The following is a 23,932-nucleotide window of genomic DNA, read 5'->3' as shown; positions in this document are numbered from 1 at the left end:
TATAAGTTTTAGTTGTTAATTTGATCATTAGTTTGTAATTCCTGTGATGGAACCGGGAGGTAATTATGTGCTTCTGGGGTATAGTTATCCGCAGCCAAGAAGAAATCTGGACGAATTCTTTCTTTAATGAAAAGTGGAGCAATCCCGTCTTCAGAAATTTCTAATTCTTCTAGATGATTCTCTCTCCAGACTTCATTTGATCTTAGTTCTTGAAAAACTTCAGCAACTATTCCCCAACGTACTAAATCTTTCCATCTATGTCCCTCATAACAAAGTTCAAGAGGTCTTTCTACTCGTTGAATGTGTTTAAGTACATTTGCCGCGTTCGCAGGGACCATTGGCTGGGATCCATTTACTTGAATACTAACATGTAACTGAGGGAAACTCCCTCCGTTTTCATCCATATATTGTTGTAATGTTTTCACACCTGCTCGACTTCGCACCATATCGATGTAAGTAATAGCAGTAGTATAGTCTCCAGAAGCGTTTATTACTGCTTCGGCATACATAAGATATACATCAGCTAAACGTATATGTCTAAAGTTTATCCCCGAACGAGAATTACTGTCTTCGGATTTAAGATCGTACCAATTGGTGAATTTTTTAATATAAGCACTCTGACCAAAGGCCCATCCTCCTTTTTCACCAATTTCTAAACCATAATATAATCCTTCCCCATTTATAGGTACGATACTAGAATTCATTCTTTTAGAGAACGTATTACCATCATTAATGCTATTTGTAGGATCTATTTCGTCGTTTACAAATAATTCATGCAAATAATAAGTCGGAAGTAAAGTGTTAAACCCGCCAAAATTTAATTGTCCAAATGCATTTGCCATTGTAGAAGCTTCAGCACCTGTTTCGTCGGGATTGTCGTCTACAGCAGCTCCAGGTACACCAGGTCTTAACTCAGCAGAATAGGCAACTTCAAAAATTGATTCACTATTAAATTCATTTTCGTCTGTAAAATTGTCCATAATGTTAGGAGTCAATTCATAAATTCCCGAATTTATAATATCCTTAAATAGTGAAGCAGCTCGTGGCCAATCTTCAGCATACAAATAAATCTTTCCGAGTAGGGCAGTGGCTGCTCCCCATGTAGCTCTACCTTCATTATCGCTACTCCATTCGGATGGTAAGTGTTCTCTGGCAAACACAAGATCGGGTATGATTACATTATTGTTTACATCGGCAATACTAGCAAACGGTTGATTTAATTCTTCATCTGTTTCTGCTACTTTGGTATGTATAACTGCTCCGCCATAAGTATTGGCTACTTGGAAATAGAAGAAAGCTCTTAAAAATTTTGCCTGTGCTTCAATCTCTAATTTACTATTTCCTGTAAATTTAGAGTCGTCTGCCTCTTGAATGTATTGTATAACTTGATTAGCACGAAATATACCTATATATAATTCATTCCATTTATCTACTACGTAATATGTAGCATCTGTAAATGTTAAGTTTCTAAATGCAGTTGGGCGATACCATGATTCTGTTCCAGCAATATCTCCTAGAGCCATTTCGTACTGTAATTCTCCACCACTAATATTTTGAAATTGGAGTGCACCATATGCTGCAGTAAGTCCACTATTAAATTGGTTTTCGGTTTCCCAAAAGGTATCTGTTGTAATGGCATTTGGGTTTTCAAGTTCTAAAAATTTATCTTCATCGCAACTACTTGTAATAAAAAAGGCAATGGTAGATAATACTGTGATATATTTTCTAGATATTTTCATAATAATAAAGATCAAATATTAAAAGTGTAATTGTACGCCAAGGAGGAATTGTCTAGCCACAGGATAGTTTCCTCGGTCAATTCCTCTAGTAAAAATTCCGTCTCCACCAACCTCAGGATCATAACCATCGTAATTGGTAAAAGTGAATGGATTGGTAGCAGATAGGTATATTCTAGCCGATTGCATCCCCAATGTAGGTATGTTTTTAAAGCTATAACCTAAACTCATGTTTCTAATTCTTAAGTAGCTACCGTCCTCTATAAAGTAATCCGATCTAGCTCTAATATTGTTATGTAATGCATCTTCGCGATCAGTAGGGATATCGGAGTTTGGATTTTGTGGAGACCACATGTAATATTGCTCTAGATGCCTCCCTTGGGTATATGCATAATATCTTGCTCCATTATAAATTTCAGCTCCTTGAGAATAGTATGTTTGGATGTAGAAATCGAAATTTTTATAGTCTAAATTCAAACTTAAACCTGCTTCAAACTCTGCTTGTCCAGACCCTGCATAAACACGATCGTTATCATCAATAACATTATTTCCATCAATATCTTTATACATCATGTCTCCTAATTGAGCACTAGGATTGATGGTTTTATAAGCATCTAGCTGCTCTTGCGTTTTAATAACACCATCGTGTTGAACCAAAAAGAAAGCACCCGCTTCATAGCCTTCTGCCAGATAAGTAGTGTAATCTATATTTGGTCCTAGAGATAAAGCAGGTCTACCATTAGCATAACCTCTTTCTACCCCATTTAAATCGGTTACTTCATTTTGATTTTTAGTAAAAGTACCACTCACTGTATAACCAAAATTACCATTTTCAGAACGATGTTTGTAGCTAATAGCAAGTTCAATACCTCTATTTACCATGTTTCCGGCATTTACTACCTTAGTATCATAAACACCATCTGCCCGAGGCTGGTATGTTCCTGTTGAAGAAGGAAGTCTTTCTTCTAAGAGCATATCTTCTTTAAGGTTTTCATATAAATCAGCAGTAAAATTTACTTTGTTTTTGAACATTGTTAAATCAATACCAATATTTTTAGAGATAGTAGTTTCCCATTTAATATCAGGATCTACATAAGTTCTTTGTGTAAGACCATAATTTAACTCTTCATTCGCCCCAAAAGGATAATTTACACCACTCTCGATTACAGGAACATAGGAGTAAGAAGAAATATTTTGATTTCCTAGCTCAGCCCAACTAGCTCTTAACTTTAATTGGTTTATAAAAGTAACATTTTCAAAAAATTTCTCTTCGTGAATGTTCCACCCAGCTGAAAATCCATAAAAGTTCCCATAGCGGTTGCTTTGTGAAAATCTAGAAGAACCATCACGTCTGTAGCTCATTGATAATAAATATTTTTCATCAAAATTATACTGTAATCTACCTAGTTTTCCGGCAAGTCTTCTTTCGTCGTTATAAGTATTTGGGGATATTGGCTCGCTTCCAGTTCCTAACGTCTGAGAACCATTTCCGGCTTCTTCACTATATATTACCCCTGTTCCGAGTGTATTGGAAGTAAATTTCTCATAGGACAGAACAGCAAGTAAATCAAAATTATGGTTTCCAAAAGATTTTTTATAAGTAAGTTGGTTTTCTATTACATCTCTCTCTGTCCAAATAAAATCTTCATTCAAAATAGCTTGCTCTCTAGATGCTGTTGGGTTTAATCCATCGGCATCGTATACTAAATATTGAGGTTGAAAAAATTTACGTTTGTATTCCCAAGTATTTCTACCTAAGTTTATTTTATAGGTAAAACCATCAAATATTTCGTATTGGAGGTTGGCGGCAATATTTACACTTTCAGTTTTGCGTTTGTCTATGTTTTCTAATTGCTGAGATAAGTAACTATAAAGTATAGCATTCCTTACAGGTATTTCAACACCATTTCCGCCTACTTTATTTAATCCACTCAATGGTGGTTGCCAAGGCCTTTGAGCTATAGAATACTCATAAAGCGCCCAAGGTTCTTGCTCTGTATTTTCATCAGTATATCCTATTGTAGCAAAAGCTTTAAAACGACCTTTTTTAAACTCTCCTGTAAATCTGGTACTTAATCTATTAAACCCTGAATTAATCAATACTCCTTCTTGATTAAAATAATTTGTATTTAAACTAAGAGAAAGGTTTTCACTTCCGCCTGAGATTCCTAAATTATAATTTCTGATTGGGGCTCCATCATTCTGAACAGCATCCACGAAATCAGTATCATAGTCTAAAGCATTTGGGTTGAAAAAGAAAATTAACGGATCTCTTCCTAATGCTTCCAACTTTACTTCTTCTTCATACATTTGCTGTTGAGTGTTCATCAAAGGAGTCCCTGAGGTAATATCTTGTATACTAGTATAGGTGCTAAAGTCTACTTTAATATTTCCTGCTTTTCCTTTTTTGGTTGTAATTAAAACCACCCCATTAGAAGCACGAGTACCATATATTGAAGCGGCAGCTCCATCTTTTAAAATATCTACAGATTCTATTAGTTCTGGCTGGATGTTAGGATTGTCTTCATAAGGTATGCCATCTACAACATAAAGAGGTCCTAAAGCGTTAGAACTTACCGATCCCAGTCCTCTTATTTGTACATTGGCAGCTTCTCCAGGACGGCCACTGCTAGCTTGAATATTAACTCCAGCTACTTGACCTTGTAGGGCGGCTCCAAGATCGGATGTGGCTGTTCTCTTAATAACATCATCTCCCACACTAACTACAGCCCCAGTAACTTCTTTTTTCTTTTGTGTTCCGTATCCTACTACCACTACTTCTTCTAAATCGGATGCATCTATCTCTAAAGAAATATTGATAATACTTTTGTCTTGAACGGAAACTTCTTTATTTTTAAAACCAATATAGCTAAATACTAAAATGGCATCATTTGAAACATTTAGGCTATAATTACCATCAAAATCGGTGACAGTACCATTTTTTGCCCCTTTTACTAAAACATTTACGCCTCCAAGAGGCATGTTATCTGTCTTAACCGTTCCTTTTACTTCTTTGGTTTGTGCATACGTAAGGGTAACAGAAAACAGCAAAACCCATAAGAGCATTTGCGATTTAAGTTTCCCTTTTACAGGTAATTTAATTTTCATAAAATCATTTGTTTAAGTTAGTTATTTTCACAAATGTTGCTAATATTACCTAATAATTGTTTTATTTTAACTAGACTTAAACTGTACAAAACTAAATAACTCTCTATTTTGAACTAGATTTCTAATGAACAAGTTTATTTTATTTATTTCATAAGTATTTGTAAATAAAATAATTAGAAGTAGTGGTTTTTATTTTTTACTCATTTACTAACTTTACTTAACAAAATATTAAGAATGAGGACGCTTAAAATTTATTGATAAAATCTTCTAGATTATCTTCTCTTCTTAAGTTTAATTTTTTTCTAAGTCTATATCTGGAAGTGTGTACACTTTCTACTGAAATACCAAGTAATCTTGCCATGTCCTTACTAGGGAAGTTTAAGCGAACGAGGGCACATATTTTTTGATCTGTTTGAGTAAGGTGAGGAAATTTCTCTTTTAAGCTGTCATAAAAGCTCTGATTGATAGCCGTGAACCTAGCTTCAAACTCTGACCAGTTTTTAGAAGGTGATCCTTGAAAGGATTTTAAGGCTCGGAGTATTACTTTTCTATTTATAGAATCTCCTGCTGATTCTATTTTTTTCTGAATACCTGATATAAATTCATCTTTTTCAATGAGACGAAGTGCTGCTTGAGTTAACTCTTTATTTTTTAACTCTAAGACCTCGTTTTTCTTCTGAAGTTTTAATTTTTGCTTTTCAGCAAGCATTTTCTTCTCACTTTTATGTTTTAGTTTTATTTGTCTGATTACGATGAATCCATAGAATGAGATTGATATGAGAAGGAGGAATAAGATAATAGATTTTAATAACCATATTTTGTCCTCTTGCTCATAGTTCTCTATGAGTTGTTTATTTAATAGATCTTTTTGTCTTTCTTTTTCCAAACGAAATTGATCCTTTATTTCTATTAGGTGTTTGCTATTTTCACTCTGGAATCCAAAAATTTTATTATTTAAATTCGTCTCCTTATCTAAGTAATCGAAGGCTAATCTATAATTGTTTTTCTCTAGATATATATTTTTTAATCCTTCATATGCCTTTAATTGGTAATTGAGATGGCTCTTACTATTTTCAGAACGGCGAAGCGATTCTTTGTAATGAGCTATACTTAATTTGGAGTTCCCTTTCATTCTGTATACATCACCTAACAATACATTGATTACAACTAAATACGAAGGAGTGTTGTCTGTGAAGTGTGCAATACATTCTTTTAGTTGCTCTAAAGCTATGTCGAAATCGCCGTTAATAGCCCGTAAATAGCTATCTTCAGCTTTTATGTAAAAGCTATTTATGGGAGGTGTAATTTGCCTTTCAATAATATTACACGAGTCTAAATACTTTTTTGCCATTTCATATTTTTTATTAACTCTATATAAATTTAGTATTGAAAAATAGTCGCTTAGTATATAAGTCTTCATGTTTATATTTTCGGGGAGCAACTGTTTATGAATATTTATGGACTTATTAAAATATTTTAGTGCTTTTTCATCCCTTTTATAAAAGCTATATAACCATCCAAGTTCATTATAAATAGTGGCTATGGAGATAGAGTCTTTTACAGTATCGGCTAAAAGTAGAGCTTTCCAAAAACCATCATAAGACTTTCCGTAATTAAGGTTATGTCCATACAGTGTTGAAAGTTCAATTAAAGTTTGAATGACTTTAAGGGTGTCTTTACTTTGTAGTTGTTCTTCAATTTTTTTCTGAAAATAATGCGCTGAACTATCTGGATCCGTATGAATTAATTTACGGGCGGTTTGTAAGGTAGAATCCATATGTCTATTAGTTTGAGCTGATAAGCTTGTAAAGAACATCAAGCTACTTATCGAAATACATAAAAGCAGTTTTATTGGCATGATAATTTTTAGGTTGTAATTAATGATGATTTGATTATTTAATGGTCTTATAATTGAGTATTTTTCAATATATAAGAATTATTATTTATTAATTGCTAATTAATGATTTTTTAATGACTAAGTGTATTGTATAACTACAAACTAAATAATTGTCTAGTTAATATCGATTACAAATACAGTCTTGTCTAGTTTTTATCTAGATAAATTTAACATTTATAGCACTTATTTACTTCAATTTTGTGTTTCACACTAAAAAGATAATGATGTGGAGGCTCCTAATGATTATAGAGGCAATAATTAAAAAGACAGCGAAAGTTTTTTAGGAATGCTGGAGGAATTATATCAGGAATTTTTTTAGATGATTACAATTCAATAGGAATTTGAATCCTTTTTCCAAGATGGATTTGTTTGTAGAGTAACCATTAATATTAGTACCACAATCTGAAATTCAAAACAATTAACAAGAACTAATAATTCAAAGTGATAAAATATTTAAAATTTACAATTAACTAGCATGAAAAAAGAGCATATATATCTATTAATTTTTATAGCCGCTATCATTGGCGTTATTATGTTTCTACCCTGGAAATCAAAAGCTGAAAATAAAACAAGTGTTTCAGATTTTAATTTTGGATGGGAGTTTCAAAAATCTTTAGAAAGCACTTCATTTGAGAGTTTAAGTGCTCAAGAGTGGCGTAGTGTTAACTTACCTCATGATTGGATCGTAGAAAATGATTTTGATTCAACCTTAGTTTATAATGCAAAAGCAACTGGATACTTAAATGGAGAGGGTTATGGCTACTACAGAAAAAGTTTTCCTACTACAGTTAATAAAGATGAAATGTGTTATGTACTATTTGATGGTATTTATAACAATAGTGAGGTATATGTAAATGGTGCAAAGTTAGGAATACATCCCTACGGATATTCTCCTTTTTATTATGATATAACTCCTTTTCTAAATAACGTAGGATCTACAAATATTATGGAAGTTAAAGTAGATCATTCTCGATACGCAGATAGTCGTTGGTATACTGGAGCAGGAATTTATAGAAATGTACAACTTATAACGACATCGAAGTTGCATATTCCTGTATGGGGAGCTTATATAACCACCCCAACTGTAACGAAACAGAAAGCAGAAGTAAAGATTGATGTTGAAGTCACCAATCAATTTTCTACGGAAAAAGAGTTTAAGTTGGTAACTGAAATTTACGATGAAGAAGACATTAAAGTTGCTAGCGTAACTGAACACTCTTCAATAAATAAGCAAAGTGATAAAAGTTTAATACAGCAACTATTAATAGAGAAACCAAAACTTTGGAGCATAGATACTCCACACCTATATAAAGCTGAAACCTATATAATAAATGATAAGGATACAGTAGCTGTAAAGAGAACTACTTTTGGGATTAGAACTATATCGTTTGATCCGAAAAAAGGTTTTTTTCTAAATGGAGAGAATTTAAAAATTAAAGGAGTTTGTTTACATCATGATGCAGGTTTAGTAGGAGCTGCCGTTCCAAAAGGAGTCTGGAAACGTAGATTAAAAATATTAAAAGAAGGGGGATGCAACGCTATTAGGATTTCTCACAATCCAGCTTCTCAAGAATTCTTAGACTTATGCGACGAAATGGGGCTTTTAGTTCAAGATGAAATGTTTGATGAGTGGGATAACCCAAAAGATAAACGCTTTAATCAAAACGAACAAGATAAAGATTATGTAACCCGAGGTTATACTGAACATTTTCAAGAATGGGCTGAAAAAGATTTAAAGGCAATTATTAAGAGTCATAGAAATCATCCTTCTATTATACAATGGAGTATTGGAAATGAGATAGAGTGGACATATCCTAGAAATGCTAGTGCGACAGGTTTTTTTGACAATATGAGTTGGAAAGGAAATTACTTTTGGTCCGAACCTCCCTTTAGTCCTGAAGAAATAAAAACGCAATTGGAAACCTTACCAAAAGGTAAATACGATATAGGACAAACAGCAAAAAAATTATCAAGATGGATAAAGGAGTTAGATACCACTAGACCAGTAACTGCCAATTTAATTTTACCATCTGCAAGTCATTTATCGGGGTACACCGAAGCTTTAGATGTTGTGGGGTATAGCTATCGTCGAGTTTTATACGATTATGGACATAAAAATTATCCCGATAAGCCTATTATGGGCACAGAGAATTTAGGACAGTACCATGAGTGGAAAGCTGTAATGGAACGTCCGTTTATTGCAGGAACTTTTTTATGGACTGGAATAGATTACATGGGAGAAATTAGAGAACCCTGGCCAGTAAGAGTTTCTACGTCTGGATTGTTAAATACGGCAGGATTTCCTAGGGGAAGTTATTATATGTTTAAGTCTTTATGGACAGAAAAACCAACCATTTATATTGCTACGCAAAATATTGAAAAATCGTTAAATACAATTGACGAAAATGGAAATATCGTTCCTAAAGATCCTGAAGCATGGAAAAAAGCTTTATGGTCGTGGCAGAAAGTTAATAACCATTGGAACTATAATAAAGGAGAAATTATAAATGTAGAACTCTATTCCAATTGTAAAACTGTAGAGTTATTTCTAGATGAAAAGAGTTTAGGGAAAAAGCACTTATCAGATTTCGACGACCATATCTATAAATGGGCAGTTCCTTTTTCTGAAGGAACCTTAAAAGCTGTGGGCGAAAAAAATGGAGAAACTATAGTAGAGTCTATTTCCACAGCAGCAAGTCCGTCGCAAATAAAATTAACTGTAGATAAAAATCAACTTAAAGGAGATCACTACGATGTGTTACACGTGGTAGCTCAATTATTAGATTCCAAGGGAAACCCTGTAAAAGTTGACGATCGTACTTTGAGTTTTTCTGTAAAAGGCCCAGCAAAAATTCTTGGGGTTGATAGTGGATGGGAAAAAAACATAGAGAAATTTCAGTCCAATAAAAGCACTACCCATAATGGAAAAACACTGTTAATTATTCAATCTCAAAATAAAGTAGGAGAGATTGCAATTACAGCTGAAGGAAAAGGATTGAAAAGTGGTGAAACAATTATTAAAATTAAATAAATAATGAAAATTCAAATCTTAATATATCTGCTCTGCTTACTTCAAATAAGCGCTTGTGATTCAAGTTCAGTAAATGAAGATGAAGAAATAATACCAGAAGAAGAAGTAGTAGGAGATCCTACTGAAAGTTATACATATGGAAGTAAAGAGGTACCAGCTAATACCGGAAACCCACCTATTGGAACAAATTGGGAGGTAGTAGGGGATTTTTCTGATGAATTTAATTATGAAGGCAAACAAAGTGAATTTACCCAGAACTGGAACGACACATATTTTAATGCTTGGAAGGGGCCAGGACTAACAGAGTGGACTTCAGAAAATTCAGCAGTTAGTAATGGAAATTTAATTATTTCAGCATCAAGAAAACCGAATACAGACCAAGTATATTGCGGAGTTATTTCTTCTAAGAAAAAAATAAAATACCCAATATATTCAGAGGTAAGAGCTAAGATTGCTAATCAAGTTTTATCCTCAAATTTTTGGTTTTTAAGTGAAGATGATGAAAGAGAAATTGATGTGTTAGAATGTTATGGTAGCGATCGTCCAGACCAAACTTGGTTTGCTGCCCGAGCCTCTTCCAATACGCATGTTTTTATTAGAAATGAGGAATCGAACACCATAATAGAAGATATAAATCAACAAACGCATCATACTTTACCTAATGAGGAAGCATGGCGGAATGATTTTCATCGTTTTGGGGTCTACTGGAAAGATCCTTTTACATTAGACATATATTATAATGGAGTTTTAGTAGATGAGATTAGAACAGACGATATTCAAGACCCTGAGGGATTAGGAATAGACCGAGAAGCTTTCATGATAATAGATATCGAAGATCATGCTTGGCGTTCTTCTCAAGATCCTCCGATTGTAGCTACTGATGAAGAACTAAATGATGCTAATAAAAATAAGTATTTAATTGATTATGTAAGAACATATAGTCCTACACAGAGTTATGATGGGGGGCTATTGAAGAATGGAACTTTTAATCAATCTGAACTTACCCATTGGTATTGGAAGGGAGAGGTTTCTGTAGTTACTAATACTTCGATTAATTTACAAGAAGCCTATACGCTACAAGTAAATAATAATGCATCCGTAATCCAAAAAGTAACTGTTTCTCCCAATTCAGATTATAGACTTCAATGGAAACATATAGCTTCAGAGAAAGGTGCAACACTTAGTATTATAGGTATAAAGGAACATTCCTTAACTACCACAGATAAATGGAATTCGGAGGAACTACTATTTAATTCCGGAGAAAAAAGTGAAGTATTTATTAAAGTTGAAAATAAAGCGAATCAAGCACTTTATATAGATGCTTTTAAATTAAATAAAAAATAAATTTCAAACTATGAAAGCAACACAATATCAAGGAAATAAAACCTTTAGTGTTATAGAAAAAGAAATTACACCGCCAGCAAAAGGAGAGGTACGTATAAAAGTAGCTTATGTTGGGGTGTGTGGTACAGATGTGCATATTTACCATGGGATGATGGATAAACGAGTTAATTTTCCAGAAACTATTGGGCATGAAATGTCTGGAGTTGTAGATGCTATAGGTGAAGGTGTTACTAATTATTCCGAAGGAGATAAAGTTGTGGTTAGACCTCTAGACGATAGATTAGTTAAAGATTCTGATAAAGGTTATAATCACATATGTGAAAATCTAAAATTTATAGGAATTGATAGTGAAGGAGCTATGCAACAATATTGGAATGTTCCAGCTTTTGTATTACATAAGTTAAAGCCAGAAACCGATCTTAAATTGGCAGCTTTAATAGAGCCGCTTTCGGTAGCAACTCATGATGTACGTAGAAGTGGTTTAACTAAAGGAGAAACAGCTGTTGTATTGGGTGGTGGTCCAATAGGGATGTTAGTAGCTATGGTGGCAAAACAAGTAGGAGCACAGGTTATTATTTCTGAAGTAAATCCAACTCGTATTCAAAAAGCTAAAACGTTAGGTTTTGATGTGATAAATCCTATAGAAGAAGATTTGGTGAAATATGTAAAAAGTAAAACCGATAACAAAGCAGCAGATGTAGTATTTGAAGTTGCTGGTGTTCAACCTGCTTTGGATGTTATGTGTGAAGTTGCAGGTATTCGAGGTAGAATTGTAATGGTAGCTATACATGGTGAGAAGAAACCGGTTGACTTATTTAAGTTTTTTTGGAAAGAGTTGAGTCTTATTGGAGCAAGAGTTTATGAGAAAGAAGATTATGAACAATCCATAGAACTTATTACAGCCAATGAATTGCCTTTTGAAGAAATGATTACCGATATACAACCACTTAGTAACATACAAGAGGTTTTTGAGAGTATTGATAAAAACCCTTCTGGAATGAAGGTATTAATGGATTGTAGTTTATAAAAAATAAAAAATGAGCGTTTTAAATACATTTAAATTAGAAGGAAAAACAGCTTTAGTAACGGGTTGTAAAAGAGGAATAGGAAAAGCAATGGCTATTGGTTTAGCCGAAGCCGGAGCTAATATTATAGGAGTTTCTGCAACTTTAGAGTTAAGTGGTAGTCAGGTTGAAAAAGATGTACAAGCTACAGGTAGAAAGTTTAGTGCGTATCAATGTGATTTTTCAGATAGAAAGTCCTTATACAAGTTTATAGAAGCGGTAAAAAACGACCATCCTCAAATAGATATTTTAGTGAATAACGCCGGAACCATTTTACGTACTCCTGCGGCCGAACACCCAGATGATATGTGGGATAAAGTGATTGAAGTAAACCAGAATGCGCAGTTTATCTTAACCCGTGAGTTTGGTAGAGACATGGTCGCTAGAGGTTCAGGTAAAGTCATCTTTACAGCTTCCTTATTAACCTTTCAAGGTGGTATTACCGTTCCAGGTTACGCTGCTAGTAAAGGGGCTATCGGACAATTAACTATGGCTTTTGCTAACGAGTGGGCTGGAAAAGGTGTGAATGTTAATGCGATTGCACCAGGATATATTGCTACAGATAACACAGAAGCTTTAAGAAATAATCCTGAAAGGGCAGATGCTATCTTGGCGAGAATTCCGGCAGGAAGATGGGGAGAACCAGAAGACTTTGCAGGTCCAACGGTGTTCTTAGCTTCAGAAGCAGCAGCGTATATGAACGGATCTATCGTTTTAGTTGACGGTGGATGGATGGGTAGATAATTCAGAAACAAATGAAATCAATATTAGGAAAAATGATAAAGATCAAACATGCTTTAAAAGTGATGTTATTTTCTATGCTTTTGAGCTGGTGTGTTAGCACGCTTGCTCAGAAGCAACCTAATATTGTATTTATTTTAGCGGATGATGCAGGTTATGCTGATTTCGGATTTCAAGGAAGTTCAGAATTTAAAACACCACATCTCGATCAGCTAGCATCCCAAAGTATTCGATTTTCTCAAGCTTATGTTTCTGCAGCAGTTTGCGGACCTTCTCGTGCTGGTATCCTAACAGGAAAGTACCAACAGCGCTTTGGTTACGAAGAAAATAATGTGCCTGGGTACATGAGTGCATCTGCGACTACTGGTGATGAGATGGGATTACCTTTAGATCAAAAGTTACTTCCTGAATATTTAAAAGAACAAGGCTATAAAACCGCCTTATTCGGAAAGTGGCACATGGGAAACGCCGATAAATTTCACCCAACAAAACGTGGATTTGATACTTTTTATGGCTTTAGAGGTGGTGCTAGAAGTTATTACGAATTCAATGAAAACAACAAAAATAACAGACAAGAAGATCGCTTAGAGCGTGGTTTTGGAAATTTTGAAGAATCTAAATTATACCTAACAGATGCTTTAGCTGAAGCTACAACAGATTTTATAGAAAAAAATCAAAAGCAGCCATTTTTTGTGTACCTGTCCTTTAATGCTGTACACACACCTATGGAAGCCAGGCCAGATGATTTAAAACAATTTCCAAACTTAAAAGGTAAACGAAAAACCTTAGCTGCCATGACTCTAGGGCTTGATCGTGCTTGCGGAAACGTATTAGCTAAGTTAGATGAACTGGGTGTTAGAGAAAATACACTCATAGTTTTTACCAATGATAATGGTGGACCTTCAGGTACCAATGCCTCTTCAAATAAACCTTTAGGAGGAACAAAAGCCAACCACTTAGAAGGTGGTATTCGTGTACCGTTTTTAATGTCTTGGCCTAAACAATTAAAAGAAAATACGGTGTACGATTATCCAATTAGTACACTCGATTTATTACCAACATTTTACCAGATAGCTGGAGGAAATGAAAAAAATATTAACGACATAGATGGTGTAAACTTGCTGCCATTTATAAGCGGAAAGAATGAAGCAAGACCCCACGAAACCTTGTTTTGGAAAAAAGAAGTGCGTGGCGCAATACGATATAAGGATTGGAAATTAATTCGCTACCCAGATAGGCCTGCCGAATTATACAACCTAGCTCAAGATATTTCTGAAGTAAATAACTTAGCATCAAGCAATCCTGAACTTGTAAAGGAATTATATAAGCGCTTTTTTCAATGGGAAATCGGCTTAGAACGTCCCCGTTGGATGTTAAAACATCTGTACGAAGCAAAAGCAATAGAGCGAATAGATACGTATAGAAATACAACGAATTAAATTTATTAATTATGGCAGAAATAAAAGATTATCAGTTATTTATTAATGGGGAATGGAGAACATCAACTTCAGGAGAAACTATTGATATTATATGTCCTTCTACTGGAGAAGTAGTAGGGAAAGTACAAAATGGGACTGCGGAAGAAGCTTTGGAAGCTTTGGAGGCTGCAGATAAAGCTCAAAAAGAATGGAGAAAGCTTCCTGCTAGAACAAGAGCTGAATATCTGTATAAATTGGCAGAGGAAATCAAAGCAAATGCAGAATATCTGGCTAAACTTTTAGTAAAAGAGCAAGGAAAATTACTAAAAGTAGCTAAGGGAGAAGTTGCAGTAACAGCTTCTTTTATAGAATATGCTTGTGAAGGTGCCCGAAGAATTGAAGGAGATATTATTCCTTCAGATAATCCAAACGAACAAATATGGATACAAAAAATCCCAAGAGGTGTTGTAGTAGCAATTACAGCATGGAATTTTCCGTTAGCATTGGCCGGACGTAAATTAGGTCCAGCATTAGTGGCAGGAAATACAATTGTAATAAAACCAACTTCAGAAACTCCATTAGCAACTTTAGAGTTAGGATATCTAGCTAATAAAGTTGGAATTCCTCCTGGGGTAATTAATATTCTTACAGGGCCAGGAAAAGCTATGGGAAATGTGCTTGTAGAGAGTCCAATAACAAAAATGGTTACTATGACAGGATCTACTCCCGTAGGGCAACAAATTGCTAGAACTGCTGCACAAAACCTAACGCATGTACAATTAGAATTAGGAGGGAAAGCCCCATTTATAGTATTTGCAGATGCCGATATTGATGCTGCAGTAGATAGTGCCTTACATTCTCGTTTTGACAACTGCGGTCAAGTTTGTACTTGTAATGAACGTATGTATGTTCATGAAGCTATTTATGATGTTTTCATGGAGAAATTTATAGCAAAAGTAAAGGCTTTAAAAGTAGGAGATCCTATGTTAGAAGATACCGATATGGGACCAAAAGTAAATGCTTCGGAATTAAAAAACATGGAGCGTTTGGTTGCTGTTAGTGTTAAAGAAGGAGCTAAAATAGCTACTGGTGGAAAAAAACCAGAGGGAACTCAATTTGAAAATGGATTTTGGTTTGAACCAACGGTTTTAACCAATGTTACTCAAGATATGACTATTGTTCATGAGGAGTCTTTTGGACCTATTTTACCAGTATTGAAGTTTCAAACTTTTGATGAAGTAATAGGATATGCTAATGATTGTGATTATGGTTTAGCAGCAATGGTTTTTACCAACGATATGAATATTATTATGAAGTGTAATGATGAATTAGAATATGGAGAAGTTTATGTGAATAGAGGTCATGGAGAGCAACATCAAGGATTTCATAATGGATATAAATTATCTGGTTCAGGAGGAGAAGATGGTAAGTATGGATTCGAGCAATATTTAGAGAAGAAAACATTTTATCTAAAACATAAAAATTAAATAAAGGAAATGCGTTGTTATTACTTATGATAAAATGAATGAAGGTAAGGAAACCGTTACGAACCTTTGTACTTTTTGTAATGATTGATTGTTGGAGTGATAATGACACATAAAAATTGGAATTAACATGAGTTCAAAAATTTCAAATATAAAAACTAGATTATTTAAGGTGCCGTTGCCTGAGGTTATGGCCGATGCTAAGCATGGTGATCATTATCATTTCGAACTAATTACCGTAACTATTACACTGGATGATGGCACTGAAGGTACAGGATATACTTATACTGGTGGAAAAGGAGGGCAGGCTATTAAAGCAATGATAATAAACGATTTTGAAGAAGTTTTATTAGGAAAAGATGGGGATGATGTTGAAGGGATTTACGATTTTTTGGAATGGCACATTCACTATGTTGGACGTGGAGGGATTGCATCGTTTGCTATTTCGGCGGTAGATATTGCACTATGGGATATTCGTTGTAAAAAAGTCAATAAGCCTTTATGGGAAATGGCTGGAGGTGCATCCAATACATGTAAAGCCTATTGTGGAGGAATTGATCTAATGTTTTCAAAAGAAAAACTACTGAGTAACATACAAGGATATTTAGACAGCGGTTTTTCAGCAGTAAAAATTAAAATTGGACGCGAGAATTTAGAAGAAGATTTAGATAGAATCAAAGCGGTAAGGTCGCTTATTGGCCCAGATGTAACCTTTATGGTAGACGCAAACTACTCTATGACGGTAGCGCAAGCAATAAATGCAATTGAAGGTTTTAAAGACCAAAATATAACATGGTTTGAAGAGCCTATTATCCCTGACAATTATAAAGGTTATGCAGAAATTGTAGATGCTACTGGATTTCCTTTGGCTATGGGTGAAAATTTGCATACCATCCACGAATTTGAATATGCCATGGAGCAAGCTAAATTAGCTTATGTACAGCCAGATGCTTCTAATTGTGGGGGAATAACGGGTTGGTTAGCTGCTGCTAGATTGGCTCATAAAAATGATATCCCTGTATGCTCCCATGGAATGCAGGAGTTGCACGTAAGTTTAGTTTCTTCCCAATCTAATTCTGGGTGGTTGGAAGTACATAGTTTTCCAATAGACCAATATACAGAACGTCCGTTGGTGGTAGAAAACTATAGAGCTGTAGCTCCAGATTATCCAGGTGTTGGCGTGATTTTTAATTGGAAAAAATTAGCTTCTTACGAACAGAAATAATTAGAACTCTTATGAAGACGAAACAAACAGATTTTGGAAATATAGAAAAACAAGATATTACCTTATTTACTTTGGTAAATAATAACGGGATGGAGGTTTCTGTTACTAATTATGGTGCTACTATTACAGCTGTTAGAATCCCCGATGTACAAGGAGATTTACATACCATTACTTGCGGTTTCGATTCTTTGAAGGGTTATTTCTCTGATGATTACCTTGAAAACTCACCTTATTTTGGAGGCACAATTGGGCGTTATTGTTCACAAATTAAAAATGCCACTTTTAGTTTAAACGGAAAAACGTATGCTTTGGCAAAAAATGCTGGTGAAAACAATTTACATGGTGGGGTTCAAGGCTTTGATAAGAAAGTTTGGAACGCTAGAGTTGTAGACGGAGATGATTGTGGTGTTGAAATGAGTCTTAAAAGCACCAATTTAGAAGAAGGTTTTCCGGGAAATGTAGAAGTGGTGGTACATATATCTCTAAACAACGCAAACGAGTTGTCAATTTCTTATAAAGCTACTCCAGACCAAGATACACCATTGTCCTTAACTAATCATACCTATTTTAATTTGTCTGCATTTTCAGAGACGGTAGAAAATCATTTTATAAAAATTAATGCAAATCAAAAATTAGTAATAGATGAAACGGGAGCTGCTACTGGGGAAGTAATTGACTTAAAAGGGACTTATGAAGATTTAACAGATGAAAAACGTATAGGAGATATTCATGAAGTTATGAAGGATGGCTTTGAACACTTTTATCTAATAAATACTACTAATAGTTTAGTACATGTAGCAACTATAAGAAATCCTTCTAATAAACGTAGTATTGAGGTGCATACCACAGAGCCTTGTATGTTATTTTATACTGGGAAGTATACTTCAAATAAATTGAAACGAGAAAATGGTCAACAATTTGGAAAGTATCGTGGGTTTTGTTGTGAAACCCATCGGTATCCTAATGGACCAAATATTGAAAATTCTCCGAAATCGATAACTAAAGCAGGAGAGATCTTTAAAAGTTCTACGGTATTTAAATTTAACTTTTAGAGCAAATCTTAAGAATTAACTAAACCAAACAGAAATATTATGATCGGAATTCTATTAGCCATTTCAGCAGGGGTTATGCTGGGTTTTTTTGCCATGCCAGAGAAGTATGTTAAAAATTATGTTTACGAAAACACTTGGAGTATAGCATTTCTATTTATGCTTTGGATTATACCATCCATTGTTGCTTTTACTATGATTAATAATTTCGGACAAGTATTATCAGATATTGGATATCCATTATTGTTCCGTATGCTGGTTCCAGGATTTTTATGGGGTGTAGGCATGATGTTATGGGGGAAGGCAATAGATTATATTGGTTTGTCATTAGGGTTTTCATTGTTTATAGGTACAATTATTTGCGTTGGCTCCCTACTGCCTTGGTATTTTAATGGATTGCCATACTCAACTGAAGTATGGCCTATTTTACTTGGGATTTCCATTATTTTATTGGGAATATATTTTAATGGTCGGGCTGGAATTTTAAGACAGAAGGAAGAGAATAAAACAGTAGAAGTAGGGGAGCAAAAATCTATGTTAGTTGGTATATTAATAGCAGTCATAGGAGGTATATTGGCCACAGGATTTAATGTTGCTCTAGAAATTAGTATGAATGGGCAAGCAGCAAAGAATATTATTGGAAATGTGATACTTAAAAATGGAAACCCAAGTTGGTTAGCTTCTGTGTGCTCTATGTTTATAGTGTATGTATCTGGAGGAATTTTTGTGATACCTTATTTTATATTTGTTCTCACTAAAAAGCAGATGTGGTCAAGCTTTAAGGTTAAAGAAGCCGGTAGAAATGTGTTATTAGCTATTTTAATGGCGATATTAAATTTTACAGCCTCTATTATTTTTGCATATTCTTCATTTGTTTTAGGAGCTCATGGAGGGTCTATTGGGTACGCTATTTTTAATACATTGTCGGTGGTAGTAGCTGTAATAGCTGGGATATTAACCTTAGAGTGGATAAAAGCCCCAAAACAAGCAAAAACGTTCTTGTATTTAGGCTTGGTCTCAATGGTTATAGGGGTTTTAGTTACTGCTTTTCTTTAGAAATAATAGTATAATTTAAAATTTATAGTATGAAAATAAAATATAGTTTAACAAGTTTATGGATGTTATGTCTAATGATGTCTTCATGTCAAGAATCTTTTAATGATAATAAAGAAGACAATATTTCAAAGAAAAGTGATTCTGTTGTGCCAACGGCTGAACAGATTGATTTTTTAGGAATTACAGACCCGAATCATTTAAGTGCCGCATCTAAAAGAGCTTTAAAATGGTCTACTGATTTAGGGAATGATTGGTTTTTTGAATATAAGATTGAAGATTTAAAAGGAGATTTAGCTTACGAAGAAGGGGTTGTTAGGAGAGACCCGAGTGCTATGATTAAGCATAATGGAAAGTACTATGTATGGTATTCAAAATCTGTTGGACCAACTCAAGGATTTGCAGGGGATATTGAAAATGAAAAAGTTTTTCCGTGGGACCGTTGCGATATTTGGTATGCTACTTCAGAAGATGGATGGACTTGGAAAGAAGAGGGAATAGCTGTAGCGAGGGGTGAAAAAGGTTCTTATGATGACAGGTCTGTATTTACAACAGAAATTATGGAATATGATGGAATTTATTACTTATGCTACCAAACGGTAAAATCTCCTTACAATGTACGAGTTAAAAATCAAGTAGGTTTGGCTTGGTCTAATTCTCCAGATGGCCCGTGGACTAAAAGTGAAGAACCTATATTAAGCCCAGCAGATAATGGCAAATGGGAAGGCGATGAAGACAATAGATTTAAGGTGGAAAAGAAAGGAGATTTTGATAGCCATAAAGTACATGATCCATGTATAATACCCTTTAATGGTAAATTCTATTTGTATTATAAAGGAGAACAAATGGGGGAAGAAATTACATTTGGTGGTAGACAGATTAGGCATGGTGTGGCTATAGCAGATAATCCAAAAGGGCCGTATGTAAAATCGCCCTACAATCCCATAAGTAATAGTGGACATGAAATATGTGTTTGGAAATACAACGGAGGTATCGCTTCTTTGATAACTACGGATGGACCAGAAAAAAATACAGTACAATGGGCTCCAGATGGAATTAATTTTGAAATAAAAAGTGTAATTAAAGGAGCACCTCATGCAATAGGTCTTAATCGAACTTTAGAAACAGATGAAGACCCGATAGGGATTCTTAAATGGGGATTAACACATGAATATCAAGATTATAATTATCAATACATTAGAAGATTTTCAACATGGAAAATAGGATATCATGTTGGTAAAGGCGAAGAAGGGGGTAAATAGAGAATCATAAAAAGATAGTATTTACTGGAAGTTAATGGAGTTTATAAGTAGTTATTATAGATTTAGTTGCTAGTTAGCTTTTTAAAAGAGGCTTTTATTATAAAAGCCTCTTTTAAAATATGGTCAACCTAATTCATTATTAATTTTAGTAGCTGTATTTTTTAGCTCATTCAATAGTAAAGTAGTATCTACATTTTTGGTGATAGGTTGTATGCTAGAGATAGCCAAAACACATAGAATTTCATTATTAATTCCAAAAATAGGCACTGCAATATCTGTAACTCCTAAAGTTAATTCGCTACTAGATATGTTATGCCCACTTTTATTTATTTTTTGTAGATCTTTAAGAAATTGTTTTTTAAAAGTTGAATTTTGAGAATTGTAAAATGGATTAGATTCCAGTAAATGCTCTCTTTTTTGTTCATTTTCAAAAGCTAAGAGCACCTTTCCAGAAGATGTTTGTAACAGCGGAAACAAGCTTCCTTCTTTTATAGACAAAGATACGGAACCAGGACTTTTGGATTGAGAAACAACAAGTAAATCTCCGTAATGTAATATGCTTAAATGACAGGATTGATTTGTTTTATTAGCCAAATCGTCCATATGTTGTTTTGCAGTGCGAGTTAAACCTTCGACTGGGCTATGTCTATGTGATAATTGATACATTTTCATGGATAATGCATATTGACCAGTAGAAAGCTTTTGGATGTATTTTCTATATTCTAAGCAAGCTAACATCCTATATATCTCATTGGGACTCTTGTTCAATCCTATAGCTATTTCAGTTTGTGTTTGAGGTAGCGCTTTATTGGATAGATATTCCAAAATATCTAAACCTTTTTCTAATGCGGGTGCTTTGTATTTATTCATTGCTAAATTTATATTTAAATATAAATAATATTTTTATATTTGAAAAATTCAAACATTTTTAAAATATTTGTAAAGTAAATAATTATTTAAATTATGAGTAAACAATATATAAGTTTTAAAATATTATTACTATGCATAATTATTGGGCTTTCTACAGCCAATATGTATGGACAACCAAATACTACATTGTCACATCAAGAAAGTAATCAATTCGAGAGAGATTTTAGTGGTATGAAATGGCGAATGAAAATGATGCTTCCTGGGGAAGGAATCAAAAGAGGTCTTCATAAGCTTCCTTCAGAAGACATCGAAACTTTAGTATGGAATAATGCTGAAGTACCGGGAGATGTTTATACCGATTTATGGAAGGCTGGAGCAATTGAAGATCCCTACTTTGGTAGGAACAGTGTTAAAGCGCAATGGGTACAGCAGTACGAATGGTGGTATGCTTATCAGTTTCAGGTAACAGAGGGAATTGAAGATCAAGTAGTAGATATTGTTTTTGAAGGGGTAGATTATAGTTGTGAAGTTTGGTTAAATGGTCATTATCTCGGTAAAAATGAAGGGGCTTTTTCAGGATTTTCCTTTAATGTAAATGATTACTTGAGAATAAACAATCATGATTACCTTAAAGGGCAGAATATGTTGATAGTTAAAATAAATCCAGCTCCCCAAGTTAATGCATTAGTAGCTGGAAAAAAAACACCTTGGTTTGGCGATTATTGGAGAGATATTGCACCTATGGGGATTTGGAGACCCGTTAAAATGGTACGAAGTGGGAAAGTGCGATTTAAAGATGTGTATGCAAAAACTAAGATTAATAAGAATGGTTCGGCTGATGTTACAATGGAAATGACCATTGAGAATACAGATGATGCATCAAAGAAAATGAACTTTATAATTTCTCTAGAAGGAAAGAATTTTGAATCAGAAAAATTAGAATTTAATTTTAATGAAAATATTACAAGAGGAACTCATAAAGTTACCAAAACAATACATATAGATAATCCAAAATTATGGTGGCCTTGGGATTTGGGGGATCCAAATCTTTATCAAGCAAAAATCTCATTAAAAGAGGGGCAAGTTAATCACGATATTAATGAAACTACTTTTGGTATAAGAGAAGTAACTTCAAAATGGAATCCAGGATTTGAAAAAGGGGTAGATGTTTCCTTTCCAAGATCAACATATATCAATGGTAAATTTCATTTTATTCGTTCAGCGTGCTGGGGAGGACCTCCAGACATTTTTGTAGGGCGTACTTCACCGGAAGAATATTATGAACTCATTAAAATGGCTAAAGAGATGAATATGAATAACATTCGTATTTTTGGTTGGCACCCCCCAGAAATTCCAGAATTTTATCAATATGCAGATGAAATGGGAATGACCATTTGGCAAGATATGATTCCTTTAGGTACTGGGAACTTCCCAATAGATGAAGAGCATGTTTCAGAAATCTTTAATGAAGCAGTAAAAGTGGTAAAGGAGCGAAGAAATCATCCTTCGCTAATAATGATGGAAGGTGGGGAGGAAATGATGTTCCGTACACGCGATCCACATGCTGGTAGAAAGTTTTTAGAACGCTTAGGAGATTCTTTACAAGCCTATGTTCCACTTCCTTATGTTCCCGATTCTCCAATGACAGATCATGTGGCCCAAGAAGCTGGATTTAAACCAAAAGAGGCTGTTCATGCCTTACGTTATTTCTATGATATGGGAGAGTGGTTGCACGAAGACTGGTATCAAACCAAAGCAGATGGCTATCCTATTGTACCCGAATTTGCTATTACATCAGTCCCCTCTGTAGAAAGTTTAAGAAAATTTATTCCAGAAGATGAACTTTGGAAACCAGGGTTAAGTTGGGGACACCATTGGGCAGATCTAACTCGTTTACGTATGCAGAACTGGGATGTGTTTGGAGATGAAATGAAGGGCTCATTAGAAGAATTTGTAAATGCTACTCAAGATGCTCAAGGAATTATTTTTCAAAATGGAATTGAACATTTTCGTAGAGACAAACCAAGTTTAAGTGCAATCGCTTTATGTCATTACATTACTTATTGGCCCGATATGAAATGGGGTATAGTAGATAATTATCAAAAGCCAAAGCGATCTTACTACTATGTTCAAAAAGCCTATCAACCCTTATTGGTGAATTTTGAATTTAAGAAAAGAAGATGGCATACAGATGAACCTTTTTTAGGAAATATATGGGTAATTAATGACTTCTACACAGTATATAAAAACTGTACAATCAATTTCACGATTAAAAATGATAAAAAAAATACATTATTTAATAAGACATATGACGTAGCAAAAATAGACGAAAACAGTGCCAGAAAATTCTTCGAAATTAACCAAGATATTTTAGGGAAAGTTAAAGAGAAATTTTATGTTGAATTGGAGTTATTAGATAGTGATGGAAACCAAATTTCTCATAACGATTATTTCTTTTTAATCGGAGACCAAGAGGTAGCTACAAAACATTTTCAAGCATGGAAAGAAGAGCGATTAAAACAAGAAAATGAAAATGGGCACGGCGGTTATGGTTCATATTATTTCTTTTTTGATGAATTTACTCGAGAGAACGGGAAAGATTATGAGAGTGGGACTCAAACCCCTCGAGCAAAAGGATTTTAATTAATTA

At 34.2% G+C, this 23,932-nt stretch carries 15 protein-coding genes; 11 read left to right on the top strand and 4 right to left on the bottom strand.

Features of this window, described 5'->3' with window-relative positions; genetic code table 11:
• Positions 1 to 8 precede the first annotated feature (8 nt).
• The 3 genes from JOOMADRAFT_RS16195 to JOOMADRAFT_RS16185 all read right to left on the bottom strand — a co-directional run bounded on the left by JOOMADRAFT_RS16195 (position 9) and on the right by JOOMADRAFT_RS16185 (position 6,621).
• A complete protein-coding gene (locus tag JOOMADRAFT_RS16195) occupies positions 9 to 1,739 on the bottom strand; it encodes a RagB/SusD family nutrient uptake outer membrane protein (protein WP_008615270.1) in 1,731 nt (576 codons plus the stop codon).
• A gap of 18 nt (positions 1,740 to 1,757) precedes the next feature.
• The gene (locus tag JOOMADRAFT_RS16190) at positions 1,758 to 4,844 is read right to left on the bottom strand and encodes a SusC/RagA family TonB-linked outer membrane protein (protein WP_008615269.1); all 3,087 of its coding nucleotides are present in this window, start codon (positions 4,842 to 4,844) and stop codon (positions 1,758 to 1,760) included.
• Between the two features lie 244 nt (positions 4,845 to 5,088).
• Entirely contained in the window at positions 5,089 to 6,621 is a 1,533-nt protein-coding gene (locus JOOMADRAFT_RS16185; RefSeq protein WP_245547688.1) for a hypothetical protein, read from the bottom strand.
• A gap of 595 nt (positions 6,622 to 7,216) precedes the next feature.
• On the opposite strand from JOOMADRAFT_RS16185, the gene JOOMADRAFT_RS16180 reads away from it, so the two are divergent.
• From JOOMADRAFT_RS16180 to JOOMADRAFT_RS16135, 10 genes are all read left to right on the top strand, one after another.
• Positions 7,217 to 9,772: a glycoside hydrolase family 2 TIM barrel-domain containing protein gene (locus tag JOOMADRAFT_RS16180; protein ID WP_008615267.1), complete on the top strand. Its 2,556-nt coding sequence runs from the start codon at positions 7,217 to 7,219 to the stop codon at positions 9,770 to 9,772.
• Between the two features lie 3 nt (positions 9,773 to 9,775).
• Positions 9,776 to 11,116 carry a LamG domain-containing protein gene (locus JOOMADRAFT_RS16175; RefSeq protein ID WP_008615257.1) on the top strand — a complete coding sequence of 447 codons (1,341 nt, stop codon included), beginning with the start codon at positions 9,776 to 9,778 and terminating at the stop codon, positions 11,114 to 11,116.
• A gap of 10 nt (positions 11,117 to 11,126) precedes the next feature.
• Positions 11,127 to 12,143, top strand: coding sequence for a zinc-dependent alcohol dehydrogenase (locus JOOMADRAFT_RS16170; protein WP_008615251.1), 1,017 nt, complete (start codon positions 11,127 to 11,129; stop codon positions 12,141 to 12,143).
• Between the two features lie 10 nt (positions 12,144 to 12,153).
• Positions 12,154 to 12,924, top strand: a complete 771-nt coding sequence (locus JOOMADRAFT_RS16165) for an SDR family oxidoreductase (protein ID WP_008615250.1) — start codon at positions 12,154 to 12,156, stop codon at positions 12,922 to 12,924.
• A gap of 11 nt (positions 12,925 to 12,935) precedes the next feature.
• Positions 12,936 to 14,360 carry a sulfatase gene (locus JOOMADRAFT_RS16160; RefSeq protein ID WP_008615242.1) on the top strand — a complete coding sequence of 475 codons (1,425 nt, stop codon included), beginning with the start codon at positions 12,936 to 12,938 and terminating at the stop codon, positions 14,358 to 14,360.
• 11 nt (positions 14,361 to 14,371) lie between these two features.
• Positions 14,372 to 15,826 (top strand): aldehyde dehydrogenase, encoded by a 1,455-nt coding sequence (aldA, locus tag JOOMADRAFT_RS16155; RefSeq protein ID WP_008615241.1) that lies wholly within the window; start codon positions 14,372 to 14,374, stop codon positions 15,824 to 15,826.
• A 127-nt stretch (positions 15,827 to 15,953) separates the two neighbouring features.
• Positions 15,954 to 17,048, top strand: coding sequence for a mandelate racemase/muconate lactonizing enzyme family protein (locus JOOMADRAFT_RS16150; RefSeq protein WP_008615240.1), 1,095 nt, complete (start codon positions 15,954 to 15,956; stop codon positions 17,046 to 17,048).
• A gap of 11 nt (positions 17,049 to 17,059) precedes the next feature.
• Positions 17,060 to 18,100 carry an aldose epimerase family protein gene (locus JOOMADRAFT_RS16145; RefSeq protein WP_008615239.1) on the top strand — a complete coding sequence of 347 codons (1,041 nt, stop codon included), beginning with the start codon at positions 17,060 to 17,062 and terminating at the stop codon, positions 18,098 to 18,100.
• Between the two features lie 39 nt (positions 18,101 to 18,139).
• The gene (locus JOOMADRAFT_RS16140; protein ID WP_008615238.1) at positions 18,140 to 19,153 is read left to right on the top strand and encodes an L-rhamnose/proton symporter RhaT; all 1,014 of its coding nucleotides are present in this window, start codon (positions 18,140 to 18,142) and stop codon (positions 19,151 to 19,153) included.
• A gap of 29 nt (positions 19,154 to 19,182) precedes the next feature.
• Positions 19,183 to 20,412 carry a glycoside hydrolase family 117 protein gene (locus JOOMADRAFT_RS16135; protein ID WP_008615237.1) on the top strand — a complete coding sequence of 410 codons (1,230 nt, stop codon included), beginning with the start codon at positions 19,183 to 19,185 and terminating at the stop codon, positions 20,410 to 20,412.
• A 123-nt stretch (positions 20,413 to 20,535) separates the two neighbouring features.
• On the opposite strand, the gene JOOMADRAFT_RS16130 is transcribed toward JOOMADRAFT_RS16135, so the two are convergent.
• Positions 20,536 to 21,282: an IclR family transcriptional regulator gene (locus tag JOOMADRAFT_RS16130; protein WP_008615236.1), complete on the bottom strand. Its 747-nt coding sequence runs from the start codon at positions 21,280 to 21,282 to the stop codon at positions 20,536 to 20,538.
• Between the two features lie 93 nt (positions 21,283 to 21,375).
• On the opposite strand from JOOMADRAFT_RS16130, the gene JOOMADRAFT_RS16125 reads away from it, so the two are divergent.
• Complete coding sequence (locus tag JOOMADRAFT_RS16125) at positions 21,376 to 23,925, top strand: glycoside hydrolase family 2 protein (RefSeq protein WP_008615235.1); 2,550 nt, start codon at positions 21,376 to 21,378, stop codon at positions 23,923 to 23,925.
• Positions 23,926 to 23,932 lie beyond the last annotated feature (7 nt).

The sequence above is a fragment of the Galbibacter orientalis DSM 19592 genome, from assembly GCF_000260115.1.
Taxonomy (GTDB): Bacteria; Bacteroidota; Bacteroidia; order Flavobacteriales; family Flavobacteriaceae; genus Galbibacter; species Galbibacter orientalis.
Note: the sequence above shows the minus strand (reverse complement) of the source record. Positions and strands in the feature narration are given on the sequence as shown.